Origin of the sequence: Chryseobacterium jejuense (assembly GCF_900100075.1) — a bacterium.
Lineage (GTDB): Bacteria > Bacteroidota > Bacteroidia > Flavobacteriales > Weeksellaceae > Chryseobacterium > Chryseobacterium jejuense.
Window position 1 is genome coordinate 27,614 of the sequence record NZ_FNEG01000001.1, and the last position, 24,496, is coordinate 52,109.

22 protein-coding genes and 7 tRNA genes are annotated in these 24,496 nt (G+C 35.0%); 18 read left to right on the forward strand and 11 right to left on the reverse strand.

The features are described from left to right. Window positions 1-10: 10 nt before the first annotated feature. The 6 genes from BLS98_RS00085 (at window position 11) to BLS98_RS00110 (ending at window position 6,788) form a co-directional block, all read left to right on the forward strand. On the forward strand, window positions 11-1,465 hold the full coding sequence (locus BLS98_RS00085; RefSeq protein ID WP_089734353.1) for a SusD/RagB family nutrient-binding outer membrane lipoprotein: 1,455 nt from the start codon (window positions 11-13) through the stop codon (window positions 1,463-1,465). A 50-nt stretch (window positions 1,466-1,515) separates the two neighbouring features. Beyond that, the gene (locus BLS98_RS00090) at window positions 1,516-3,081 is read left to right on the forward strand and encodes a calcineurin-like phosphoesterase C-terminal domain-containing protein (protein WP_089732420.1); all 1,566 of its coding nucleotides are present in this window, start codon (window positions 1,516-1,518) and stop codon (window positions 3,079-3,081) included. 253 nt (window positions 3,082-3,334) lie between these two features. Continuing rightward, a complete protein-coding gene (locus tag BLS98_RS00095) occupies window positions 3,335-4,048 on the forward strand; it encodes a 3-ketoacyl-ACP reductase (RefSeq protein ID WP_089732422.1) in 714 nt (237 codons plus the stop codon). Window positions 4,049-4,343: 295 nt separating this feature from the next. Continuing rightward, window positions 4,344-5,171, forward strand: coding sequence for a 50S ribosomal protein L11 methyltransferase (gene prmA, locus BLS98_RS00100; RefSeq protein WP_089732424.1), 828 nt, complete (start codon window positions 4,344-4,346; stop codon window positions 5,169-5,171). A gap of 18 nt (window positions 5,172-5,189) precedes the next feature. Next, window positions 5,190-6,035 (forward strand): SH3 domain-containing protein, encoded by an 846-nt coding sequence (locus BLS98_RS00105; protein WP_089732426.1) that lies wholly within the window; start codon window positions 5,190-5,192, stop codon window positions 6,033-6,035. A 120-nt stretch (window positions 6,036-6,155) separates the two neighbouring features. Continuing rightward, entirely contained in the window at window positions 6,156-6,788 is a 633-nt protein-coding gene (locus BLS98_RS00110; RefSeq protein WP_089732428.1) for an MgtC/SapB family protein, read from the forward strand. A gap of 727 nt (window positions 6,789-7,515) precedes the next feature. Here the strand turns inward: BLS98_RS00110 and BLS98_RS00115 are convergent. Then, window positions 7,516-8,340, reverse strand: a complete 825-nt coding sequence (locus BLS98_RS00115) for a 5'-nucleotidase, lipoprotein e(P4) family (RefSeq protein WP_089732430.1) — start codon at window positions 8,338-8,340, stop codon at window positions 7,516-7,518. Window positions 8,341-8,505: 165 nt separating this feature from the next. On the opposite strand from BLS98_RS00115, the gene BLS98_RS00120 reads away from it, so the two are divergent. Further along, window positions 8,506-9,093: a Crp/Fnr family transcriptional regulator gene (locus BLS98_RS00120; RefSeq protein WP_089734355.1), complete on the forward strand. Its 588-nt coding sequence runs from the start codon at window positions 8,506-8,508 to the stop codon at window positions 9,091-9,093. A gap of 55 nt (window positions 9,094-9,148) precedes the next feature. Beyond that, window positions 9,149-9,832 (forward strand): MBL fold metallo-hydrolase, encoded by a 684-nt coding sequence (locus BLS98_RS00125; RefSeq protein WP_089732432.1) that lies wholly within the window; start codon window positions 9,149-9,151, stop codon window positions 9,830-9,832. A 202-nt stretch (window positions 9,833-10,034) separates the two neighbouring features. On the opposite strand, the gene BLS98_RS00130 is transcribed toward BLS98_RS00125, so the two are convergent. Next, window positions 10,035-11,123, reverse strand: a complete 1,089-nt coding sequence (locus tag BLS98_RS00130; protein WP_089732433.1) for an NHL repeat-containing protein — start codon at window positions 11,121-11,123, stop codon at window positions 10,035-10,037. A gap of 295 nt (window positions 11,124-11,418) precedes the next feature. On the opposite strand from BLS98_RS00130, the gene BLS98_RS00135 reads away from it, so the two are divergent. Both BLS98_RS00135 and BLS98_RS00140 read left to right on the forward strand, forming a co-directional pair. Then, entirely contained in the window at window positions 11,419-12,471 is a 1,053-nt protein-coding gene (locus BLS98_RS00135; protein WP_089732435.1) for a sensor histidine kinase, read from the forward strand. A gap of 85 nt (window positions 12,472-12,556) precedes the next feature. After that, complete coding sequence (locus tag BLS98_RS00140) at window positions 12,557-13,261, forward strand: LytR/AlgR family response regulator transcription factor (RefSeq protein WP_089732437.1); 705 nt, start codon at window positions 12,557-12,559, stop codon at window positions 13,259-13,261. Window positions 13,262-14,324: 1,063 nt separating this feature from the next. Here BLS98_RS00140 and BLS98_RS00145 read toward each other — a convergent pair. The 4 genes from BLS98_RS00145 to BLS98_RS00160 form a co-directional block, all read right to left on the reverse strand. After that, window positions 14,325-14,398, reverse strand: a tRNA-Arg gene (locus BLS98_RS00145). A 32-nt stretch (window positions 14,399-14,430) separates the two neighbouring features. After that, a tRNA-Pro gene (locus BLS98_RS00150) sits at window positions 14,431-14,505 on the reverse strand. A gap of 96 nt (window positions 14,506-14,601) precedes the next feature. Then, window positions 14,602-14,675: transfer RNA gene (locus tag BLS98_RS00155), tRNA-Arg, on the reverse strand. Between the two features lie 31 nt (window positions 14,676-14,706). Continuing rightward, window positions 14,707-14,781 (reverse strand) — tRNA-Pro (locus tag BLS98_RS00160). Between the two features lie 238 nt (window positions 14,782-15,019). On the opposite strand from BLS98_RS00160, the gene BLS98_RS23120 reads away from it, so the two are divergent. From BLS98_RS23120 to BLS98_RS00175, 4 genes are all read left to right on the forward strand, one after another. Continuing rightward, window positions 15,020-15,157: a hypothetical protein gene (locus BLS98_RS23120; RefSeq protein ID WP_167356142.1), complete on the forward strand. Its 138-nt coding sequence runs from the start codon at window positions 15,020-15,022 to the stop codon at window positions 15,155-15,157. A gap of 263 nt (window positions 15,158-15,420) precedes the next feature. Next, entirely contained in the window at window positions 15,421-15,918 is a 498-nt protein-coding gene (locus tag BLS98_RS00165; RefSeq protein WP_089732439.1) for a hypothetical protein, read from the forward strand. 201 nt (window positions 15,919-16,119) lie between these two features. Beyond that, window positions 16,120-16,644 carry a thermonuclease family protein gene (locus tag BLS98_RS00170; RefSeq protein WP_089732441.1) on the forward strand — a complete coding sequence of 175 codons (525 nt, stop codon included), beginning with the start codon at window positions 16,120-16,122 and terminating at the stop codon, window positions 16,642-16,644. Window positions 16,645-16,795: 151 nt separating this feature from the next. Beyond that, on the forward strand, window positions 16,796-18,100 hold the full coding sequence (locus BLS98_RS00175; protein WP_089732444.1) for a hypothetical protein: 1,305 nt from the start codon (window positions 16,796-16,798) through the stop codon (window positions 18,098-18,100). A gap of 689 nt (window positions 18,101-18,789) precedes the next feature. Here the strand turns inward: BLS98_RS00175 and BLS98_RS00185 are convergent. The 5 genes from BLS98_RS00185 to BLS98_RS00210 form a co-directional block, all read right to left on the reverse strand. Beyond that, window positions 18,790-19,062, reverse strand: a complete 273-nt coding sequence (locus BLS98_RS00185; protein ID WP_089732446.1) for a GIY-YIG nuclease family protein — start codon at window positions 19,060-19,062, stop codon at window positions 18,790-18,792. Window positions 19,063-19,148: 86 nt separating this feature from the next. Then, window positions 19,149-19,421, reverse strand: a complete 273-nt coding sequence (locus tag BLS98_RS00195) for a GIY-YIG nuclease family protein (protein WP_089732448.1) — start codon at window positions 19,419-19,421, stop codon at window positions 19,149-19,151. 50 nt (window positions 19,422-19,471) lie between these two features. Beyond that, window positions 19,472-19,545: transfer RNA gene (locus tag BLS98_RS00200), tRNA-Arg, on the reverse strand. A gap of 31 nt (window positions 19,546-19,576) precedes the next feature. After that, window positions 19,577-19,651: transfer RNA gene (locus BLS98_RS00205), tRNA-Pro, on the reverse strand. 14 nt (window positions 19,652-19,665) lie between these two features. Next, a tRNA-Ser gene (locus BLS98_RS00210) sits at window positions 19,666-19,750 on the reverse strand. 135 nt (window positions 19,751-19,885) lie between these two features. Between BLS98_RS00210 and BLS98_RS00215 the strand changes: the two genes are divergently transcribed. From BLS98_RS00215 to BLS98_RS00230, 4 genes are all read left to right on the forward strand, one after another. After that, complete coding sequence (locus BLS98_RS00215; protein ID WP_089732450.1) at window positions 19,886-20,911, forward strand: N-acetylmuramoyl-L-alanine amidase; 1,026 nt, start codon at window positions 19,886-19,888, stop codon at window positions 20,909-20,911. Window positions 20,912-20,983: 72 nt separating this feature from the next. Then, window positions 20,984-22,384, forward strand: a complete 1,401-nt coding sequence (gene aspA, locus BLS98_RS00220; RefSeq protein ID WP_089732452.1) for an aspartate ammonia-lyase — start codon at window positions 20,984-20,986, stop codon at window positions 22,382-22,384. Window positions 22,385-22,455: 71 nt separating this feature from the next. After that, window positions 22,456-23,310, forward strand: coding sequence for a glycosyltransferase family 2 protein (locus tag BLS98_RS00225; protein WP_089732454.1), 855 nt, complete (start codon window positions 22,456-22,458; stop codon window positions 23,308-23,310). Between the two features lie 110 nt (window positions 23,311-23,420). Continuing rightward, window positions 23,421-24,467, forward strand: a complete 1,047-nt coding sequence (locus BLS98_RS00230) for a hypothetical protein (RefSeq protein WP_089732455.1) — start codon at window positions 23,421-23,423, stop codon at window positions 24,465-24,467. Window positions 24,468-24,496 lie beyond the last annotated feature (29 nt).

Genomic DNA, 24,496 nt, shown 5'->3' on the forward strand with positions numbered 1-24,496 from the left:
AATCAGAAAAATGAAAAAGCTAATCTATATATCTTCATTCCTTGCTCTTGTGGGCAGTACTGTTTCATGTGACAGAAGTCTTGATGAGATCAATAAAGATACCAGCAGAATCAATGTGCCTGTTGCCAGTGCCTTGTTGGTCCCTATCCAGTACAATATGTCTGCAGTAGGGTATAACAGAGCTAACGATCTTAATTTTGATCTTATGCAGGTTTCTCTGGATTTTCCAAACGAAGGAAACTCATTGAGCCGTTACTATTTAACAGAAAAAACAGGAAACGGTTTCTGGGATAACTCTTACAGATGGTTAAAACAGGTGGATGATCTTAAGAAAGCCGCCATTTCTGAAGGAGATAAAAACTATCAGGCCATTTCAATGGTTTTAAATGCTTGGATTTATTCTAACTTAACCGATACCTATGGAGATGTTCCGTTTTCTGAAGCATCACAATTAGACGATAAAATCATGTATCCGAAATTTGACAGACAAAAAGATATCTATATCAAATTATTGGATGAGTTAAAAACAGCCAATTCTCTTTTTATTAATACGAAAGCACTTACCGGAGGAGATTTGTTCTTTAAAGCAGATTCAGATGCAGCCAATGGAATTCTCGGTTGGAAAAAATTCTGTAATTCTCTTTCTCTGAGATTACTGACAAGAATTTTGAATAAAGATGGAGAAGTGAATGTTAAAGCAAGAATCCAGGAAATTATTAATAACCCTACAACTTATCCTATTTTCCAAAGCAATGCAGACGGTGTAAAAGTAGATATTACAGGAATTTTTCCATTAATGACACCCATTGCAAGGCCTCAGGATTTTACCACAGGAAGAGCTGCTTCAGAATTCTTTGTAGAAACATTGAAGGCTAATAATGATCCTCGTATGGCTATGTTTTTCTCTCAGGCAAAAGATCTGAAAACGAATGCTAATATCGGATATATAGGAGCTCCAACAGGATATAAATTTGGAACTGTATTTAATTACCAGCCCTCCAATCTTAATCAAAATCTGGCAAAAGGACCTTTGAAAATTTTCGTTTATCCATATGCTGAGCTTCAGTTTACTTTAGCAGAATTAGCATTCAAAGGAGTTATTCAGGGAAATGCAAAAACTTATTATGAAAATGGAGTAAAGGCCGCTATTGAACAATGGGGAGCAATAGTTCCGGCGAACTATTTTGATAATCCGGCAGTAGCATTCGGAACCGGAGATATGAAGAAAATCATGCTCCAGAAATACGTAGCTCTATTCTTTGTAGATCAACAGCAATGGTTTGAGAAAAGAAGAACCGGCTTCCCGGAACTTCCTAATAACGGTGGACTTTTAAATGATGGAAAACTTCCTCAAAGATTAATGTATCCAACCAATACGAGAGTGCAGAATAAAGATAATTATCAGGCAGCAGTTCAACAGATGGGCGGAGATGATATCAATGTAAAAGTGTGGTGGAGTAAATAAGTATAAACAATAAATAATAATAAAAGATGAGTATCAACATAAAACTTTTAATGCCATGTATGCTGGTTTCAGCAATGGCCTTTTCCCAGTCTTCTGTCTCAGGATATGTATATGAAGACAACAATAAAAATCAAAAGAAAGAAAGCCGCGAAAAAGGAATTGAAGGAGTAGCAGTTTCTAATGGTGTTCAGGTAGTTTTAACTGATAAAAATGGACGATACAGCCTGCCAGTTCAGGAAGATCAGACGATTTTTGTGATCAAGCCATCAGGATTTCAAACGGCTTTAAACAGCAATAACCTGCCACAGTTTTACTACCATCATAAACCAAAAGGCTCTCCGGCAGATTTTAAATATAAAGGAGTAGCTCCAACCGGTGAACTTCCAAAAGAATTGAATTTTCCCCTTTACAAACAGAGTGAGACCAAAAACTTTGATATTCTGGTTTTCGGAGATCCACAGCCTTATACAGAGAAAGAACTGGATTATTTTAAAAGAGGAATCGTAAACGAGGTGAAAAACACCAAGAAAAATGCAGTGTTGGGAATCAGTTTGGGAGATCTGGTAGGAGATAACCTAAGCCTGCAGAAACCTTATGCTGATGTGATGAAAGAAGTAGGATTGCCTTGGTATAATGTAATGGGAAATCATGACATGAACTACGATGCCAAAGATGATCAACTTTCAGACGAAACCTTTGAATCCAATTTCGGGCCTGCCAATTACTCCTTCAATTACGGAAATGTACACTTTATTATCCTTGATGACATTTTGTATCCAGATCCAAGAGATGGAAAAGGCTACTGGGGTGGATTCCGCGAAGATCAGCTTCAATTCATCGAAAATGATCTGAAATTAGTAGATAAAAATAAACTGATCGTAGTATCTTTCCATATTCCCCTGGAGCATAACAATGAAGACAGTTTCAGAAATGCAGATCGTCAGAAATTATTCGATTTCCTGAATCCTTTCCAGAACGTATTACTTTTATCAGCACATACTCACATCCAACAGCAGATTTTCTATGGAAAAAAAGCGGGATGGAACGGGATCAAAGAGCTGCATGAATACAACGTAGGAACCACTTGTGGAGACTGGTATTCCGGAACAGCAGATGAAGCAGGGCTTCCTACTTCAACCATGAGAGACGGAACTTCAAAAGGTTATTCCTTCATCAGTTTTACCGATAATCAATACAAAGTAAAATACAAAACCGCCGGAAAACCGGAAGATTATCAAATCAAATTATACGTTCCGAAAGTAATTCCATTCCCGTCAAAAACCTCTGCAAAAGTGTTGGCTAACTTCTTTATGGGAAGCAAAAAAGACAAAGTGGAGTACAGAATAGACAACGGGAAATGGGAAGAAATGGAGTATGATGAAACCATAGATCCAAATTTTGCCCTTTCTGTTTTCAAATGGGATACCACAGAGAAAATTCTACAGGGAAGAAGACCTTCCAATCCTGAACTGTCAAAACATATCTGGGAAGCAGATTTTCCTAAAAAACTAGCCTTAGGAAAACACAAAGTTGAGGTTAGAGCGGTTGACATGTATGGAAACCAGTTCTCGGCTTCAGAAGAATTTGAAGTACAGAACGCCATCCAGATTCCTTAAGCTTTTCATTTTTTACTATACTTTTTTTAGATGTATAAACCGGTTCTTCACGAGCCGGTTTTATTTTTGCTGAGGTTTAAAATTGTCGGAAAACACCTGAATATCAGTTGTAAGTAAAAATTCAATAGAAGCGGGCTTTAGCCTGCTTTCTTAATAATATCTATCCCAACCATTAAAAAACTATTAAATCTCCTTTCTTTCCATTCCATAAAAATGTTCTTTCGTAACTTTGTCCTACGAAAAATATTACACTATGAATATAAACGGAAAAAATGCCATTGTAACAGGTGGTGGAAGAGGACTAGGAAAAGCTGTAGCATTAGCTTTGGCAAATGAAGGTGTGAACGTTGCTATTACAGGAAGAAACGAAGAAAATCTTAAAAATACAGTTGAAGAAATCCAGAAACTAGGCGTAAAATCAGCATATGCAATATTCTCTATTGATGATGAAGCAGCTGTAAAAGCAGGAATTGAAACTTTAGCTGAGCAATTAGGTGGAGTAGACATTTTGGTGAACAATGCAGGAATCGGAGATTTCGGAACCATTGAAGATATGCCGTCTGAAACTTGGGAGCAGGTGATCAAAACCAATTTATTTGGAGTGTATTATGCAGCTAAAGCCGTTCACCCATTTATGAAAGCTAAAGGAGAAGGAGATATCGTAAACGTTGCTTCTACTGCAGGATTAAAAGGGGGTCCAAATATGTCAGCATATGCCGCTTCAAAAGCAGCTGTAGTTTCTCTATCTCAGTCGATGATGGCAGAATGGAGAAAACAAAACATCCGTGTGATTACATTAACGCCAAGCACTATTGCTTCTGATATGAGCATCCAGGGCGGACTTACAGACGGAAATCCTGATAAAGTATTACAACCTGAAGACTTTGCAGAATGGGTAAGAGATATCCTGAAAATGAACAGAAGAGCATTAATCGCAAACGGTTCTATTTTCTCTACGAATCCATAAGAGCGTTTAAGGTTTAAAGTTGTCATATAACAACTTATTCAATTTTAAATTATAGGTAAAAAATTCAATAGAAGCGGGCTTTAGCCCGCTTTGTTTATAATATTACCATTCCAACGGCTTTAGCCAAAACCTAAAAAAAACTGCATCATCCGCCCAATCTGCGAGAGATACAAAATCAATAGAAGTGGGCTTTACCCATCCAACAAAACATAAAATCAACCAGCTTTACCCAAAACTTATCCATTCCATTTTTTTAACCGTAATAACATTAGTATTTTTGCAGCAAATTATTCACATGCAAAATTATTTAGAATTCAACTTCAAGATTTCTCCATTGCAACCTTGGAACGAGATATTAATGGCAGAACTTATCGAAATAGGTTTTGACAGCTTTACAGAAGAAATTCACGGAATTTTAGGATATATCCAGACCGATTTATTTAACGAAGATCAGCTTAAAGCCCTTCCGATCTTTGAAAACGAAAATGTAAAAATCGAATATTCTTTTGAAGAAATGCCGAACATCAACTGGAATGAAGAGTGGGAGAAGAACTTTTCACCCATCAACATTGATGATAAAGTATTAATCAGAGCAGAATTCCATGAATCTGTACCGGGAATGCATGAAATTATCATTCAGCCTAAAATGTCATTCGGAACAGGGCATCACCCTACAACACACCTGATGATCCAGCAGATGATGGATATTGATTTCAATGGGAAGAAAGTTCTGGATATGGGATGTGGAACCTCTGTATTGGCAATTTATGCAAAGCAACAGGGAGCTGGAGATACAAAAGCCATTGACATTGACGAATGGTCTGTAGAAAACTCAAAAGAGAATATCGTAAGAAACAATGTTGAGCTGGAAATTGAACAAGGAACAGCAGAAAACTTAGGAAACGAAAATTTCGACATCATTTTAGCCAATATCAACAGAAATATTCTGATCTCAGACATCCCAACGTATGTATCTGTAATGAATGAAGGAGGGAAACTATTACTTTCAGGACTTTGTTTCTTTGATGTAGATGATATTCTGGAAGTATGTAAAGAAAGTGGTCTTACCCTGAAGAAGCAATTGCAGAGAGAAGAATGGGTAAGCTTACTGCTTGAAAAATAAAAAAACGAAATAACAAATATGAAAACTTTATTGACCGCTTTATTTTTACTGACGCTGCAACTTTTTACAGCTCAGGAAAATGAAGTGTATGCAGACGGTGTTTTTAATTTTACTGAAAACAAGAATCAGAAGATCTTTACAGATTGGACAAGGGTAAGAACAGAGCCCGGTGTTAATGCACAGATTCTGGATTCACTGCAGAGCAATCAGCAGATTCTGATCCTTAAAAAAGAAGAAACAGTACCGGTTTTACAACTGGGAGAAAGAAGAGCCAACTGGTATAAAATTTCTTACCAGAAAGGAGAAATAATGACAGAAGGCTATATTTGGGGTGGAAATCTTAGTGTAGGCTACCGTAATAAAAACGGATATGATTTTCTTTTTGGACTTTCAAAAACGGTGGATAGAAAAAATAAGTCACTGAATGAAATCGAAAAACAGAATATTGCCGGAATAAAAGTAATGGAAGGCAATACGCTGATTGAAGAAATCTACTTTGATACCGGAAGAGGAGAAGAGTTGAGTACAGCTTCTTTTAGTATTGAAAGCAACCATAAACTACAGGATGTAGAATTTACTTTAAAGGCAATGGTGTCTGGTGAAGCTTGTGGAATTGGGACTTATGACCAATACGTTCTTTATAAGGATAAGAAACTTGTTGCTCTTCCACAGTTGATGAACGTAGGAGATGCAGGAGCTTACTATCACAGTGAAGAATATGTTTTTCCCAATGATAAAGGAGGAATTCCCAATACCTTTATTCTGAAAGTAGAAGATATGGAAACCGATGATAAAGATCGGGAGAAGAAAAAACGTTCTTCAAAAACTTATCTTTGGAACGGAAGTTCTTATAAGCTTAAATAATAAACCTTTTGTTTAAAATAAATAAAAACCGTTGTCATTGTACAGCGGTTTTTTTGTTCAGAATATCTCTTTCTCAATTGAAAAAAATCAAATACTTTTAATGATAGAAAAAATTAAGCAATGAACTTACTGGATGATATACTTCCCATTCTTTTCTCAGTGATTGTAGGAGGTATTATCGGGATTGAAAGAGAATATCAATTAAAGTCGGCAGGACTTCGAACAATGATATTAGTGACGTTGGGAGCATGTATTTTCACTATGCTTTCCATGAATCTTGGAGAATCAGGAAGTCCGGACCGTATTGCAGCCAATATTATCACTGGAATAGGCTTTGTGGGAGCTGGAGTAATCTTTAAGGAAGATAACAGGGTTTCAGGCCTTACAACAGCTGTTACCATATGGATATGTGCCGCGCTGGGAATGACAATAGGAGCAGGGTATTATCAGGAAGCCACAATAGGTTCCATTGTTGTATTTATGCTGCTTATCATGTTCAAATATATCCAGAATATTATTGATAGGATCAGTACCCGATATATCTATCAGATCACACTTCCTTACGAAGATGGAATAATAGAAAAATATGAGACCCTTTTTAAAGAAAACGGTCTGAAATCAATCAGAGGAAAACAAATGAGGAGTGGAGAAAAATATACAGCCATCTGGCGGGTGCAGGGAGCTTCAAAGAATCATGAAGTTTGTACTAAAATCCTGTTGAATGACCCAACGATAGATGAATTTAAGTTTTAAGAATAAAAGAGCCTTTACATCAGTGTAAGGGCTTTGTTTATAAGATTCACAGAATACAAAATAAAAATAGGACTGGAATAACCAATCCTACCCAAACATGATTAAGTGTATAGTTTAGCCATAAATGGCTACAAGGAATATTTTGCACAAAAAAGATTTTTATTGATACTTAACCAATGCTTCCTTAAATAATAATTAAAACTAACTTTTATAACGGCTTCCCGGTAAAAGCTTATAGATGTAAAAATAGTATGAATTGTGATCTCTCATAGGAAAAGTTAAGTTGATCCTGCGAAATCAGTCAGTGAAACGGAATTTTTATATTGTGAAGCGTAGTTTTTATTCTTATTGAAAGTAGGATAAGCTAAAGGGGTGGAATCAGATTGGATAATTGCCAAAGAATAAGGGTAATGCCTATGTTTATAAAAAGAATAATCCACCAGAGCGGGTTATGTATGTGGAAAATAATGGCGATTATAGAGGAAATATAGGAGAGTAATAAACAAAATACTCCCACCAAAAAATGAGTACTTTCAATAATCCTCAAATAGGTAATAATGAACATTCCTAAGCTGAGAATTGCCATATTACCAAATGTAGAAGCAGTTTTATGTCGGTTGAGTTGTTTCATTTCTCATGAAATTAATAAAAATCCTCACAGTAAAAACAGGTGAGGATTTTTAAACGTTGAAATTATAAATATCTTGTTGGTCTATTTATTTTCATATTAAGGATTGGATTTTATAGCATTATACATCATTGAATCCTTTTTCTGATGGGTATAGTCGTATTTGTAATTATAAAATGAAGCTTCCCAGTCTCCATATCCAACATTAGGAATAATAATGAATTTTTTACCAAACTCATTCGCTGAGTTTTTCACAGCAGCAGATCGCTCTGTTTCTGATTTTTTATCAAACAGATTGGAGAAGTCGGCAAGATTATCACCCAATAGTAAAACGATATTATAATTTTTAGCAATATCCAATCGTCTGTTTTCCTTACTGCTTTCTTTAGATCTAAGAATAAGGTTGGTGTCATTCTGAAGTGGGAAATTGTATTTTTTCAGATTTTTCAAAGTTCCTGCACGTTCCTGTTCCACACGGTTGGTAACATAAAATACCTGCACCCCTTTACTGGCTGCATACTGATAAAAATCCTGAGAACCGGTAAGAGGTGTTGCAATACCCTTAGCAGTCCATTCTTCCCATGTTTTCTGATCGTAATCTTTTCCCATTTTAGAACGCTCAACTGCGTAATAGGAATTATCTAAAAAGGTTTCATCAATATCCGAGATAATGGCTAATGGTTTATCAGGTTTTTGTGCTAAAGCTTCATCCAGACGAAGTTTTGCAATATTGTAAGCCTGTAGGCAAAGCGCTTCATATTCAGCGGCTCTTTGTTGATAAAATGCAGCATATATTTTCCCGTCACGTCCAAGATTCTGATAAGGTACATCCTGAATAGAAGTCTTGATAACCGGAGTTGCTGTTTTGCATGAAAGCGTCAAAGCAAAGGCACAGCTTGCGATAATGAACTTGAAATTTTTCATTGAATTAAAATAGAGAGAACAAAATTATAACAATTTGATTGGTATGACAACTATTTCTCACGTTAGCTTTTTTTGAAGGTATAATAATGATTAGATTTGGATATTGGATTCACATAGAATCCATTGATGGCTAAGAAGAACATAAAAGGACGAAAAAATTGCGAAATGACTAATGTATTTGAAACTTATCTAGCCTCAACCGGAGGATTATCAGCAGAGGAAATTAATTTTTCTGCACAGTTCTTTAAACCTATCCATCTAAAAAAAGGTGATTTTTTTATTCAAGAGGATGAACCTTGTCGTTATATAGGATTTATAGTTAGTGGCGCTGTAAAAGCATACGCTATAGACAAAGATGGAAAAGAAAATATAACCTGCTTTAAGTTTGAAAATGAATTTGTCACCTCGTTTCAGGAGTTTGTGAAGCAGGAAAAATCCAGAAGGAGTCTCAAGGCTATAGAAGATAGCGTTATCTATAGGATAAGCTACCCAGACTACCTGCGTCTGCTTGTTCAGATAACCGCCTGGAACGGTGTTATAAAATCGGTAATGGAAAAAGAGTATAGCCAAAAAGAACTTTATCTGCTGAATTACAATAATAAATCGGCTATAGATAAATACCATTATGTTCTGTCTAATGAACCCATGCTTATCAAGCGTGTCACAACTCAGGATCTGGCATCGTATCTGGGGATCACGCAGCGATCACTTACACGGACGAAGGGACAAATACTTCGGCCCAACGTATTATAAGGACAAATGTCCTTATGCAGCTCTGATCAACGATGTAGATTTGCACAAAAAAACTATGTTACGTCAAATTGCTCCTGAAATATTTCAGATTTCACTGATGCCACGAAACAGCATAAACTGCTATATAATTGAAGGCGTATTGGTAGACTCCGGAATACGAAGTTCATATCGCACTGTAAAGAAGGCTCTCCAGAAAATCCCCGTTTATCAACATGTACTAACGCATGCACATGCAGACCATCAGGGCTGTAGCGATCAAATATGCGCGGAGTTCGAGATCCCTTTACTCTGCCATCCCGACGAAGTTTTTAGGACCGAAACGGGGATGGTAACCAACGATTATCCAACACCACAACATTGGGTAGCAAGGTTTCAACAAAAGTACTGGGCAGGGCAGGGACATACAGTTGAACGGACCATTGTTGAAAACGATAGAATCGGAAACTTTAAGGTAATAGAGACTCCAGGACATTCGGTAGGCCATATTTCTTTATTCCGTGAGCAAGATGGAGTACTGATCATCGGAGATGTAGCAACCAATATGAATCTGCTCACAACAGCGACAGGTCTTCGGCTTCCACCAAGTATATTCACCTCGGATCAGCAGCGTAATATAAAGTCACTACAGAAGTTAGCAAAACTAAACCCTGCTATTATCTGCTTCGGTCACGGACCTGTTATGCGAAATACAGATCGAAAATTTGAGCAATTTGTAGCTAAATGCAGTGCGGCCGTTTAAAGATAGATCGTGATACCCAAAAAATGAAGAGTTGGAAGAACAACTGAAAGTGCTAAAGACAAGGATATCTCAAACAAGAAACCTCACCATAAAAATGATGAGGTTTTGTGATTATAACAGGATCATTATCGAACACTTTTATAGCTGACTTGATGCCGTTAGTTTACTTTATTTCGTGATTTTTTTAATATTGAGTTTCAATTTAATTTTCCAGATCAAAGCTCGATATAGTATGAAAAGCATCTGCTTCTTTATTTTTTTCTCCTGGAAAAGTATCATAATTAACTACCAATAATTTCCCCTTATAGATAATAGTTTCACAAGGGTTATCCAGCTTTCCATCAGAACCGTCTGCATTGTCATTTTCCCAAATCAGCGAAATTGTATTGGTATCTAAGTTGAGTTGATGAACGCTGTTATTCTCATAATTGGCAATAAAAATTGAATTTCTTTTTTCATCGTAAAAAAATCCGTCACAGCATTTTAACTGATCTGAATCGAAAACTATTGTATTCGATTTTACCTTTCCATCTTTGTCAAATTCTAATTTATTAATAACGCCATCTCCAAAATTTCCTGCGTACAAATTTCCTTTTTTATCAAAAGCAATCCCGTCAATTCCTATAGTTTTTTTTGTGACTTCTGGTTTTAAGGTAAAGATTGCAATGGTATAATTTTTCTTACTGCTTGCATCTAAAGTGATCTTTTTAGAATTTAATTGTTCCAATGAAAAACTGTAAATTCCGCTTTCTCTTCTGTTTTCAAACAAAGCATCTGTTATATAAATCCTGTTTTTATACCATCTTACCGCTTCTCCGAAATTAAATCCTTCGACCAAAACCTCAGAATGTAAAGGTTTCCCGTCTTTTACATTAATCCGAATCAATCTTGAAAAATTTTCATTTCCGGTAAAAAACTGATTATCCATTAGATATAAATTTCCATCGGGACCAAACTCCATTCCCATTGGATGTGCTTTTTTAGTAATAGGGTGCAATGGGAGCTGGTCAAACCAAACAACCGGTTTATCATTTTTATCAAAAGTTAGAATTCTACTGCCATATTGATCAAATGAAATTGGATTGGTGATAGATAAAAATAGATTGCCCTTTTTATCTAAAGCCATTCCGTCTGGCGTTTGGCAGGTTTCTCCCAAATCAGCAAACAAGGTTGGTTTTATTAGTTTAGAAGTTTTGCTGTACATTATTTCTTGTTTGGTCTCTTGTGAGAACAAGGTTAAGGTATTCAATAGAATCAGAATACCAATTGCATTTTTAATTACTTTGTTCATTTCGTTGGTTTAATCATTTCTCGTTAAAAAGGTTTTTTTATGGTAGCATATTACTTAATAGTACTGCCATAATGAGTTTGATCATTTTGTTATTTTAAGCGAATATAATTGCGCTATAATTATCCTGTTTTGAGTGCGGTTGAAAAAGCTGTTTAAGCATTCAAATAATCGATTTTTTAATTTTGTTGAATTCGTATGCTGAAATAGGATTTTTAGAGGCTAAAACAGACTATTCAGATTAATTGACAGACCTTATTTCTATATTTTGTTACTTTGCCATCAATTAAAATATAGAATGAATTTTATCAACAGAATTAACTTAAAAAGGACGGCACTTCATTGTTTATACTGGATTTTATTTTTGTTGTTTTTTTATTCAAATAAATCGGACAATGAAGATTCTTATGCATTCATTGTTATTTACTCCTGTAAAATTTTAGCGCAGGCCGCTGTTGCTTACGGTTTGATATATTGGATTATTCCGGAAACATTAAATAAAAAAAGATATTTACTTTTCATAATTTCTGCTTTTGGCTGGCTTTATTTTGTTTTTGCTCTTTTAATGATTGTAAAATTTTATTATCTGGAACCCAGATTCCCAACTTCCTTCAATGATTGGCTTGGGCATACAATGACGATTCGTGAACGTCTTACTTCGGGCAAATTGATCGTAAGAGAGTTTTCTTTTATCACCTATCCCGTTATTATTTTAGGATTTATCAGTTTTAATCGCAAACAACAACGTCTTTTAAAATTGGAAGAAGAAAAAAAGTCAATAGAATTAAAGGTTCTGAAAAACCAGCTGAATCCTCATTTCCTGTTCAATACTTTAAATAATCTTTATACTTTAACCCTAAAAAAAGATGATAAAGCCCCTGAGGTAATTGCTAAACTATCTGAAATTTTAGACTTTGTTTTATATCGCTGTAATGAAGATTATGTCTCTGTTGAAAAAGAAATTACGCTGATTGAGAATTATATTGCTTTGGAAAAATTACGGTATGACGAAAACAGATTGGATATTTTATTTACGAAAGATATTCAGGAAAGCAATAAAATTTCGCCTTTGATTGTATTGACTTTTATCGAAAATGCGTTTAAACATGGTGTAATTAATGAAACTGAAAAAGCAACAATCAGGTTGAGTTTAGAAAGCAAAAAAGAACAAATTATTTTTAGTATCAAGAATACAAAACCTCAAAATGAATTGGCCCGAATTTCAAACCAATCTAAAATTGGCTTAGAAAACGTCCGGAAACAATTGGATTTATTATATCCAAAGAAATATCAATTGGAAATTGAAGAAACACAGAGGTATTATACAGTTAAACTTTGTCTGAAAAATTAAAACGGGAAAGAAGTTGTATAAGAATGCCGATAGACCATTCCAAACCATTACATTAGCTTTTAGAACTCCAAACTACTTATCTCGAATGAAACACAGGTGTATTATTGTTGACGACGAACCTTTGGCAAGAGAATTAATTGCTTCTCATTTGGCAAATTTTGAAAATTTTGAGTTAATAGATTCTTTTGAAAACGCATTAAAAGCGTATTCCTTTTTAGAGCATAATTCTGTTGATTTAATCTTTTTAGATGTTGAAATGCCGCTTCTGAAAGGAAATGACTTTTTAAAAAAATTAAAAAATCCGCCTAAAGTAATTTTTACAACAGCTTACAGAGAATACGCCCTTGAAGGCTATGAACTTAATGTGATTGATTATCTTTTAAAGCCAATTACTTTTGACCGTTTTTTTGTTTCAATAGAAAAATTCAAACAGTTTCAAACTCCAAAGAAAGAAGGTAACGCGGGATCTGAAAGCCATATTTTTGTAACAAGTGGCAATAGACACATTAAAATTATCTTTGATGAGATTATGTATATCGAAAGCCTGAAGGATTACATAACGATTCATTTGGAAAATGGAAAATCACATCATATAAAACAGAATATTTCGGTTTTTGAAAAATTATTGAATTCTGAATTTATTAGAATTCATCGTTCTTTTATTATTCATACAAAAAAAATGACTGCTTATACTAAGAATGAAATTGAAATAAACTCCATAGAAATTCCTATTGGAACCAGCTACAAAGAAAACTGGCAGCATTATTTGGAAACAATTATTTCAAAATAGCAAAAACAGAATCTCATTTTTAGCCATGATTTAGTGTGAAAGAGGAAGTAACAGTTGTATAGGATTTTCTGCATCCCAAGTCAAAAGATTACAATAAACCCAAAATAGGACTTAGTGACTAGTCCTGAAAAAGGTTGACTAGTTTAATAACTCAAATATACTTAAATCAGAGTAGGAATTTTCCTATTCTGATTTTGTTTTGTATAGGTGTTTGTTGTAATTTTTTTGGTTGGAAAACGCGAAGACGCAAGGAGCTTGAGAAGATAACTCTGTTTTTAAGTCGCAAAGATTTTATCTCAGATAAAATTAAATGCTGCTCACTAAATGATTGCAAGAATGCACAAATAAAAAAGTTAATAATTCTAATGTTTCTATGTGGTTATATTTTTTTGAACCAGATAGAAACATAGTTTTTTTTGAGCTGGATACAAACTGTTTATTCGAACCTTTGTCGTCCCTATTACAAATCGAGATGCTCTCTCTGTTGATCTGCGCTAATAATCTTTAGTATGGTACAACAAAAAAAACTCACCATAAAAATGATGAGGTTTTGTGAGCGCGAAAGGATTCGAACCTTTGCCGTCCCGATTACAAATCGGGATGCTCTCTCTGTTGATCTGGGCTAATAATCTTTAGTATGGTACAACAAAAAACCTCACCATAAAAATGATGAGGTTTTGTGAGCGCGAAAGGATTCGAACCTTTGCCGTCCCGATTATAAATCGGGATGCTCTCTCTGTTGATCTGGGCTAATAATCTTTAGTATAGTACAACAAAAAAACCTCACCATAAAAATGATGAGGTTTTGTGAGCGCGAAAGGATTCGAATCTTTGCCGTCCCGATTATAAATCGGGATGCTCTATCTGTTGATCTGGGCTAATAATCTTTAGTATGGTACAACAAAAAACCTCACCATAAAAATGATGAGGTTTTGTGAGCGCGAAAGGATTCGAACCTTTGCCGTCCCGATTATAAATCGGGATGCTCTCTCTGTTGATCTGGGCTAATAATCTTTAGTATAGTACAACAAAAAAACCTCACCATAAAAATGATGAGGTTTTGTGAGCGCGAAAGGATTCGAACCTTTGACCGTCTGCTTAGAAGGCAGATGCTCTATCCAGCTGAGCTACGCACCCATTGTGTAATTTTGAGAAAATTACCAAAACTGTCGGGGCGGCAGGATTCGAACCTGCGACCTCCTGGTCCCAAACCAGGCGCGATGACCGGACTACGCTACGCCCCGAATTGTCATCCTTAATGAATTTTACTTCATCATTTTAATTTAAAAAACAAAAAAGCTTTAAAAATTAAAATAAATAGACCTAAGTACTATTTGTTGTGAGCGCGAAAGGATTCGAACCTTTGACCGTCTGCTTAGAAGGCAGATGCTCTATCCAGCTGAGCTACGCACCCATTTGTAATTTTGAGAAAATTACTAAAACAGTCGGGGCGGCAGGATTCGAACCTGCGACCTCCTGGTCCCAAACCAGGCGCGATGACCGGACTACGCTACGCCCCGATTAAAGGTCATCAATAACGAATTTTACTTCGTTTTTGCGGTTGCAAAGGTACAATACTTTTTGAAATAAAAAAATAAATTCCAGGATAATTTTTAATTAAATTTCTGCAAAACTTTTTTCTTAACTTTACTTGATTAATAACCATGGATTTAGGCTTTAGGAGAAATTTTGAGTTTTTTTACAGTTTTATAGTTTGGTGATAAATTTTGCTTTTCTAAATTTAAAAAAATAAAAAATATGAAACCTCAGGATTTTTATAAAATATACCTTCCTGCTTTGGAAAAAGCATTTCAAAATGATGGGATAAATGATGGGTTTTATGTGAAAGGACCGGAAGAATATATAGATTCGATATTCTTAGATGAGGTTACCTAGTATTTAGAAGAAAACGAAGATGCGTTTTTAGAAAAAGTGGCTTATTATTTTGATGCTAAATCGCATAATTTTATATATATTCAAGGAGTTAATATAGAATATAGAGGTGTATAGAGAACAGTTTGAGAATTCATTTTAATGATAAATAGTAGATAATGAGTAATGTAACAGCTGTAAAGCATGATGGGTTGTAAAACTATTCTAATGTTTTCACTTACATAATTGAATTTTTTAATTGAAACCTTTCCAAAAAAATAAACATAATGAATTATTTTGTCTATGCACTTGAGCATACTTACACCGATGAAACTCACACTGATTCTAAGTTTTTGGGATATTTTGACGATATAGAAATGCTCGAAAAAGCAAAAGAAAGAGCATTAACCCTACCTGGATTTGGAACTTATCCGGATGGGCTTACTATTAGAAAATATGAATTAAATAAAATTCATTGGCAAAATGGCTTTAATAGTGTTGTGGGAGAAATTGGACGGGATTATTTAAATAAAGAAGATGTAATTAGTGAGGGTAGTAAATCAATAAAAGAATTGAATTTACAATATGTTTTTCAAGTTAGCCATACTTATACTATCAATACTTTTTTAGATGATGAGAGGATTATTGGTGTTTTTTTAGATGAACTTCAGGCAAATGATGCTGTTGATAATTGTAAAAAGAAAATTGGATTTAAAAATTATCCTGATGATTTTATAGTGGGAAGGTTTACTTTAAACAATTTTTTATGGATTTCCGGATTTTAAATTTATAAAAAATTAAGAGATGTCTAATTGGTTTTAGTTTCTCCTCTCCCGCATGATTTTATCATATGATAAATAAACCAAAACCCCCTCAATAACGAGGGGTTTAAATTTTGCTGAAAAAGCCTCTTAGCTTCAATCAAATCTTAATTTAGATTCTTAATAGAGTCTCAGTTCTTTCCTTATAATCCCTATATTTGCCGCATGAAACGATTAATGTTGATGAGCTTGCTTTTCCCGGCAATTCTATTTTCACAAACAAGCGGAAAAGTAATCAAAGTATCAGATGGAGATACTGTTACCGTACTTTTAAAAGGCAATACACAAAAGAAACTCAGATTGGCAGAAGTAGATTGCCCGGAAAGTGGTCAGGCTTTCGGGAAAAATGCCAAACAATTCACCTCTTCGCAGATATTTGGAAAAACCGTTAAATTTAAAGAAACCAGTACAGACCGTTACGGACGTTCTATTGCCAAGATTTATTATGATAACGATAAATACCTTTCCAAAGAAGTTATCAAAGCCGGAATGGGGTGGTGGTACTTTTCTTATTCCAAAGATGATTCTTTAGGGAAGCTTCAGGAAAAAGCCCAACAGAATAAGATCGGCCTTTGGCAGGATGTTCATGCAGTTGCCCCTTGGGACTACAGAAAAATGAAACGGGAACAATCGAAAAATAAGAAAAATCAAGCATCTGCAATTCAAGTAAAAACCAGAAAAGATATGTAGAATAATAAAGAGCCTTAGACTAATTTCTAAGGTTTTTTTTTGTTTATAAAATAACCGAAGTAAAACAAGAATCGTAATTTATTATATTTGTGATACAGACACTTATAATAAACTTCATAAAAGATAGTCTGTGTAACTGAAAAAACTAACTATGAAGCAGACTTTTACTTTCATAATATTGTTTACTCTGTTCGGACAATATCTAGTTGGGCAAAAGAATACAATTTCCGTAGACAGTGTTTCGATTTTTTATAATGAGTTTAAAACAGAGGCTGAGAAGAATATTGACCTTTGGAATAAAGATCTCTATGGCCCAATACTTTTAATTGACCCAAAGACAAGAGCGATTTTTGCAAATGAGTCTGACGAAAATGGTGTTTTAAAAGCAGATGGAAATATGTATACAGGAGTCTTACCCGACAAAATTAACATTGCCAATACTGCAGTGAATTGGAACGGAAAAAGATGGGCAATGATGATGCTTCCACTTCCTAAAAATAAATATGACAGAATTGGTTTACTTGCCCATGAGTCTTTTCATCGTATGCAGCCCTCATTAGGTTTTGAATTGAACAATACTGAAAACAACCAGCTGGACCAAAAAGAGGGGAGGATTTATCTTCGTTTAGAACTTGAAGGTTTAAAAAAGGCTTTAAAGGCTGTTTCCGAAAAAGAAGTAAAGAAACATCTTGCCAATGCACTTACTTTCAGAAAATACAGGCATAGTCTTTATAATGGTTCTGATTCAAACGAAAATCTTTTGGAACTCAATGAAGGAATTGCAGAATTTACAGGAGTCATCGTGAGTGGTAGAAATAAAGAGCAAACGATATCATCTTTAATCAGTGGAATTGATGACTTTTTTCATAATCCTACCTTTGTACGTTCATTTGCTTATCATACTATTCCGGTTTATGGATGTCTGCTGTATAACAAAGATAAAAGCTGGAATAAGAAAATTACACCCAAAACAGATCTGTCTAATTATTTTATTAAAGCATTTAATACTAAGATCCCTGTTGATTTGAATGCTGCAGTTAAAAGTTTAGCTGATGATTACAATGGTTTGGTAATAATTGAGGAAGAGGCAAAAAGAGAAAAAAAAATAAAAACTCTTATTGCGGAATATAAATCCAGATTTATTGAAAAACCTCATTTTGAAATAAAATTTGAGAAAATGAATGTCTCTTTTGATCCAAGGAATATTATACCAATTGAAGATAAAGGAACCGTCTATCCCAATATTAGAGTGACAGATAAATGGGGAATTCTAACCGTTGAAAAAGGAGCATTAATGAGTCCGGACTGGGATAAGATTTCAGTATCTAATCCTATTGAAATAGAAGGCAAAAAAATATCAGGTGATGGCTGGGTTCTAGAACTAAGTGACGGATATATGATAAGAAAGAATGATGTTAATGAAAATTATAGCTTGGTGAAGAAAGCTATTCCCTGACATAGATAAAGAATAGTCAAACAAAAGTTTTATAGCCCTGTTTGGGATTGAAATAAACAGAAAGCCTCACAATATAAATTGTAAGGCTTTTTTATTTCTTTCAGTTATTTCAAATATTAGTTGAAAGGGCCGCATGAACATAAATTCGTAGCGTCGCAAACTCCTCGTTCAAAGCCTAGAGCCATGCATGAATTATTACAATTGGTCGGATCGCATACAGGTGGTCTGATTCCTCCTAAAATCGTTTTCATTTCATTTCTCCTAAGAGCGCTGTGTTGTTTTTTGAATGTTTTCATGGTAGTTGTTTTTATATTAGTAGTTCAAATATAGAAAATATTTTGTCCTTTAAATGTGAATTTTTTATTTGTAGTAAATTTTGAATGAAAATTGAGATGGATAGAGATTAGAAATTGATTTTTTTGTTAATATAGAAATATCGATATTTCAGTCATTCGCTTAGAAGGCAGACGGCTTTATCTTGATTTGTTTAAATGTAGAAAATTAAGATAATTATGAGTGCGAGATGATTCGAACCTTTGACCGTTCCGATTATAAAATCGGGATGCTCTATCCTTAGTAATTGTAAGTCTTAAATAATAAAATGATTGTGATATAAAACAAAAAACCTTCACCATAAAATGATGAAGGTTTTGTGAGCGCGAAAGGATTCGAACCTTTGACTGTCCCGATTACAAATCGGGATGCTCTATCTGGTTGATCTCACCAATAAGTTTTTGAATTTTAGACTTGCTTTTCCAGGCTTTTATCTCGCGTTCCCTTTTATAAGCTTCAATTTTAGAATTAAAGTTTTCAGAATAAATAATAATCCAGTCTTTGGCTTTTGATGTAAAGCCTTTATGATTTGAAAGATGTTTTCTTAATCTTTCTTGTAATCTTTCACAAGAATGACCAATATAATATTTGTCAAGGGACTCGGAATAAAGAATATAACAATAGCACATGAAATTAATATAAAACAAAAAACCTTCACCATAAGATGATGAAGGTTTTGTGAGCGCGAAAGGATTCGAACCTTTGACTGTCCCGATTACAAATCGGGATGCTCTATCTGGTTGATCTCACCAATAAGTTTTTGAATTTTAGACTTGCTTTTCCAGGCTTTTATCTCGCGTTCCCTTTTGTAAGCTTCAATTTTAGAATTAAAGTTTTCAAAATAAATAATAATCCAGTCTTTGGCTTTTGATGTAAAGCCTTTATGATTTGAAAGATGTTTTCTTAATCTTTCTTGTAAGCTCTCACAAGAATGACCAATATAATATTTGTCAAGGGATTCGGAATAAAGAATATAACAATAGCACATGAAACTAATATAAAACAAAAAACCTTCACCATAAAATGATGAAGGTTTTGTGAGCGCGAAAGGATTCGAACCTTTGACCGTCTGCTTAGAAGGCAGATGCTCTATCCAGCTGAGCTACGCACCCATTTGTAATTTTGAGAAAATTACTAAAACAGTCGGGGCGGCAGGATTCGAACCTGCGACCTCCTGGTCCCAAACCAGGCGCGATGACCGGACTACGCTACGCCCCGAAATATATAGAGTGCGGAGGGTAAGGGATTCGAACCCTTGCGACACTTTCGCGTCGACAGTTTAGCAAACTGCTCCATTAACCACTCTGGCAACCCTCCTTTTTGTTTATTTTTTAATGATCGTTGTTCCGTTATTGCGAGTGCAAATATAGAATAGATTTCTTTATTTACCAAATAAAATTCAAGAAATTTTTGTGTATTTTTGAGGTAATAATTTGATAAAAAACCAAACTGATGCGTAAAACATTCTATATCATCGGATTAAGCACTATAGTTTTTTCATGTACTTCTCAAAAAAATGTGAAAAAAAATACGTACCAACCGAAAACCCCCGTGGCACAGCCGAAAACAGCCGTAAAGACCCAGACTCCGGAAACTCCAAAACCAAAAGTTGTAAGCGATCATGGAGTAGACTTTTTTACTACTAATATAGCAGACCCAACCAAAAATGATAATACGGCAAGTTATGGTTCTATTGTATCTGCAAAACCTGCAGGATATAAAGTAGTAAAAACTTATTTCCCTGCCATGGCACAGAACTTCAGACAGCGTTATCTGATAATGCATTATACTGTGCTTCCTGATGACAAGTCTATTACTGTTCTTACCCAGCCGGGAGTAAGTGCTCATTATCTGGTAAACAATACAGGAGATAATGAAATCTATCAGTTGGTAGATGAAAATAAGAGAGCATATCATGCCGGAGTAAGTTCATGGAGAGCTGATAAGAATATTAATGATACTTCTATAGGAATTGAAATTGTAAATCCTGGTTTTACAACTGATGCTTCAGGCAAAAGAATTTTTGTTCCTTTTAGTGATGCTCAGGTGAGAAAAGTAGCGGCGTTGGCAAAAGATATTGTTACAAGATATCAGATTCCGGCAACCAATGTTATTGGTCATGCTGATATAGCGCCTACAAGAAAACAGGATCCGGGACCAATGTTCCCATGGAAAAAATTGTATGATGAATACCAGATAGGAATGTGGTATGATGAGACAATGAAGGCAAATTATCAGAGTCTTGCAGAGGAAGACTTTACAGTAAAATATAATGATTCAACATTTATATTTTCTATTCAAACAGCATTACAGAAATTTGGGTATGGGATAGAACTTAGCGGAAAATGGGATGATGCCACTAAGAAGACTATTGAAGCCTTCCAGTATCATTTCCGTCCACAAAACTATGACGGAATTATGGATGCTGAAACATGGGCAATACTGCAAGCTTTAAACCTAAAATATTCAGGAAAATAATTCAAATTAAAACGCATCGGATCGATGCGTTTTTGCTATCTTTAAACGATCAAAAACAGTAAAATATCTGTAATGGAAAATTTCAGAAAAGAAAGTGATCTATTAGGCGAATTAAACGTGCCTTTAGATGCTTATTATGGGGTACAGACGCAAAGAGCGATCAATAACTTCAAAATCTCAGGACAGCTTTTGTCTTCATATCCGGATTTTATCAAAGGACTGGCTTTTGTAAAAAAAGCTGCCGCAAAAACCAATTATGAATTAGGACTTCTTGATGAAAGCCTATATTTCAAGATCGCAGAAGCATGTGATGAGATTGTAGCAGGAAAATATCACGAGCAGTTTCCGGTAGATATGATCCAGGGAGGAGCAGGAACTTCAATCAACATGAATGCGAATGAAGTGATTGCTAATATCGTATTGGAGAAATTAGGAAAAAACAAAGGAGAATACGAATTCTGTTCACCTAACGACCATATCAACCTTTCACAATCAACGAACGATGCTTATCCTACAGCCATCAAAATGGGACTGCTACAGATGAATATCGGTTTGGTAGAAAGACTGGAGAAAATCATAGCGGCTTTCCGTACAAAGGGGCAGGAGTTCCAGGATGTTATCAAAATGGGACGTACACAGCTTCAGGATGCTGTTCCTATGACTTTAGGTCAGGAATTTGAGGCATATGCTGCTACGTTGGAAGAAGATATTTCCAAGCTGAACAATAATGCAAGCCTTTTTGTAGAAGTAAATATGGGAGCAACTGCCATCGGAACAGGATTAAATGCTCCGGTTGGATATGCAACCCTTTGTGCTAAAAATTTAGCTCAGATTACAGGATTCCCAATTGTTTCAGCACCCGATTTAGTAGAAGCTACACCGGATACGGGATCTTATGTAATCTATTCTTCAGCTACGAAGCGCCTTGCGGTAAAATTATCAAAAATCTGTAACGATTTAAGATTGCTTTCATCAGGACCGAGAGCGGGACTTTTTGAAATCAACCTTCCGCCAATGCAGCCGGGATCATCTATTATGCCGGGTAAAGTAAATCCTGTTATTCCGGAAGTGGTAAACCAGGTTTGCTTTAAAGTATTCGGAAATGATTTAACGGTAACCTTTGCAGCGGAAGCAGGACAGCTACAGCTTAACGTAATGGAGCCGGTGCTTTCTCATGCGATCATGGAAAATATCAATTTCCTTTGTAATGCATTGGATACCCTTCGTGATAAGTGCGTAGTGGGAATTACTGCCAACAAAGAAATATGTCTGAATATGGTAAAACACAGCATTGGAATTGTAACGGCACTGAATCCTTATATCGGTTACAAACAGTCTACCGAGATTGCAAAAGAAGCTTTAGAAACAGGAAAAAGTGTTTACAACCTTGTTTTAGAGAAAGGGATTCTTTCTCAGGAAAAACTGGATGAAATCCTTGATCCGAAAAACATGCTGAAGCCACACAACAAATAAAATAAAACAATAAGTGATAAGTGGTGTTTCATCATTTATCACTTATTTATTCATCACTTATAAAATACTCCGTGAGGTTTTTAATTATCATTCCTGCCCACAACGAAGAGCAGAACCTCTCATTCACTCTGGATTCTTTACAGCAGCAAAGTAGTAAGGATTTTAAAGTGGTAGTCGTTAATGACGGCTCCACAGACAATACTCCTGACGTTATCAGGAAATATACAGAGACTGATTCCCGTTTTGAAACCATTAATCTTCAGAAATCAGAACATCAACCAGGTTCAAAGGTGGTTCATGCCTTTAAAAATGGCTTGCAGACACAATCCGTAGACGAATTTGATGTCATCTGTAAATTTGATGCCGATATTATTCTTCCTGAAAATTATCTGGAATGCGTAGAAAAAGCTTTTATCAATCATTCTGAATACGGATTGGTAGGCGGTTTACTCTATGTAGAAAAAGAAGGGAATTGGGTGTATGAAGGAAATTCCAATAAACATCATGTGAGAGGACCTATGAAAGCTTACCGGAAAGAATGTTTTGTTCAGATGGGAGGGCTAAGGGAAACATTAGGCTGGGATAATATAGATTCTATTTTGTTGGGGCATCTAGGCTGGAAAGAAATTGTCCTGCCTGAACTTCATGTAAAACTTATTAAAGTAAAAGGAGCGGATTATACCATAAGACCAGCTGATTACTACGGCCGCTATTTTTATTTTTTAGGACTAAGCAGATTCCTGGCTTATATTGCAGCTTCAAAAGAAGCGATGAAAAGTAAATCACCATCATTTTTCTTTGATATTGTGAAGTGCTACGAAGACTGTAAGTCTAAAAAACTGGAGCTTAAAATTTCAACAGAAGAACAGAAAGCTGTCAATGACCAACGTTGGAAAATGTTGAAGAAAAAATGGCTGAAAATGTAATGATGTAAAACCAAATAAACATCAATAGGAATGGGCTTTAGCCCATTTAACGAAAAAGTGAACATTCAACCGGCTTTAGCCAAAACCTAAATAATAACCCCAGTCAGTCAGTGAAAAAAATAGCTTACATAGAAATAGATACCCACGCAGAAATAGCGCAGGCTTTCATGAATATCATGGAAGGATCTCAACATTTCAGTGTAGATTATTATTTTTCCAAAAGAATTAAGGATCAGGTCATTGCAGCTGGATCAAATGTTTTTCTTTCTGATAGTTCTATGATTTTAGATCAGCTAAAGACTAAGGAATATGATTTAATCATTCTCGGAACTGTTCACCGTTATTTCAATACATTTTTAGCGATAACGAAGAAATATAATACTAGCGTTATTACTCATAATCTTAATTTTACCAGAGCTTCAAAGTTTGATTTGATACAAAGCGTCTTCAAAGGTGATATTATTTACAGGTTAAAATTGTGGTGGAAAGAAGGATTGTTATATGCTGGTAAGGTGTATCAAACATCAAAATCCCTGGTGGTACTGGATGAGGCTTTGGTTTCTGAAAGACATCAGTTTCTACCTCTTTTTTATACTAAAAACTTTGTTCCATCTGAGAATGAAAGTCTGATGATTGTTATTCCTGGCGGTGTTTCGCAGAAGAGGAGAGATTATAATCATATCTTTAAAACCATTCAGAAGATAAATACTGATCGAAAATGTGAATTTATTTTCCTTGGAAAAGCTAAGGATAAAGAATTAAAACAGATTGAACAATTATCTTCAAACTTACTGAAAAATATTTCTGTGACCTATTTTTCAGATAGAGTTTCTGTAAATGATTTTGAAAAGTGGATGCAGAAAGCAGATGTGCTTTGGTGCCCTATTCAACAGGAAACAGAATTTTTCAGTATAAAAGAAATATATGGGAAAACCAAGATGACAGGAAATTTGGGAGACTCCATCGCTTTTGGAAAACTAGCTGTTTTTCCAAAGAATTACCCATCAGCACTGAATTTCATTTTGCCCGAAAAAGATAATATCTTCGAACAGCTCAGTGAACTTAGCAATACCCATTTCGATTTTCAAAAAAGTTATAGCAGGGAAGAGGTTCAAAAAAGATTAAAACAGCTATTAAATGGTTTTATTGCCAGTTAAAAAGTTCTACTATCTTTAACTTCCTAAGT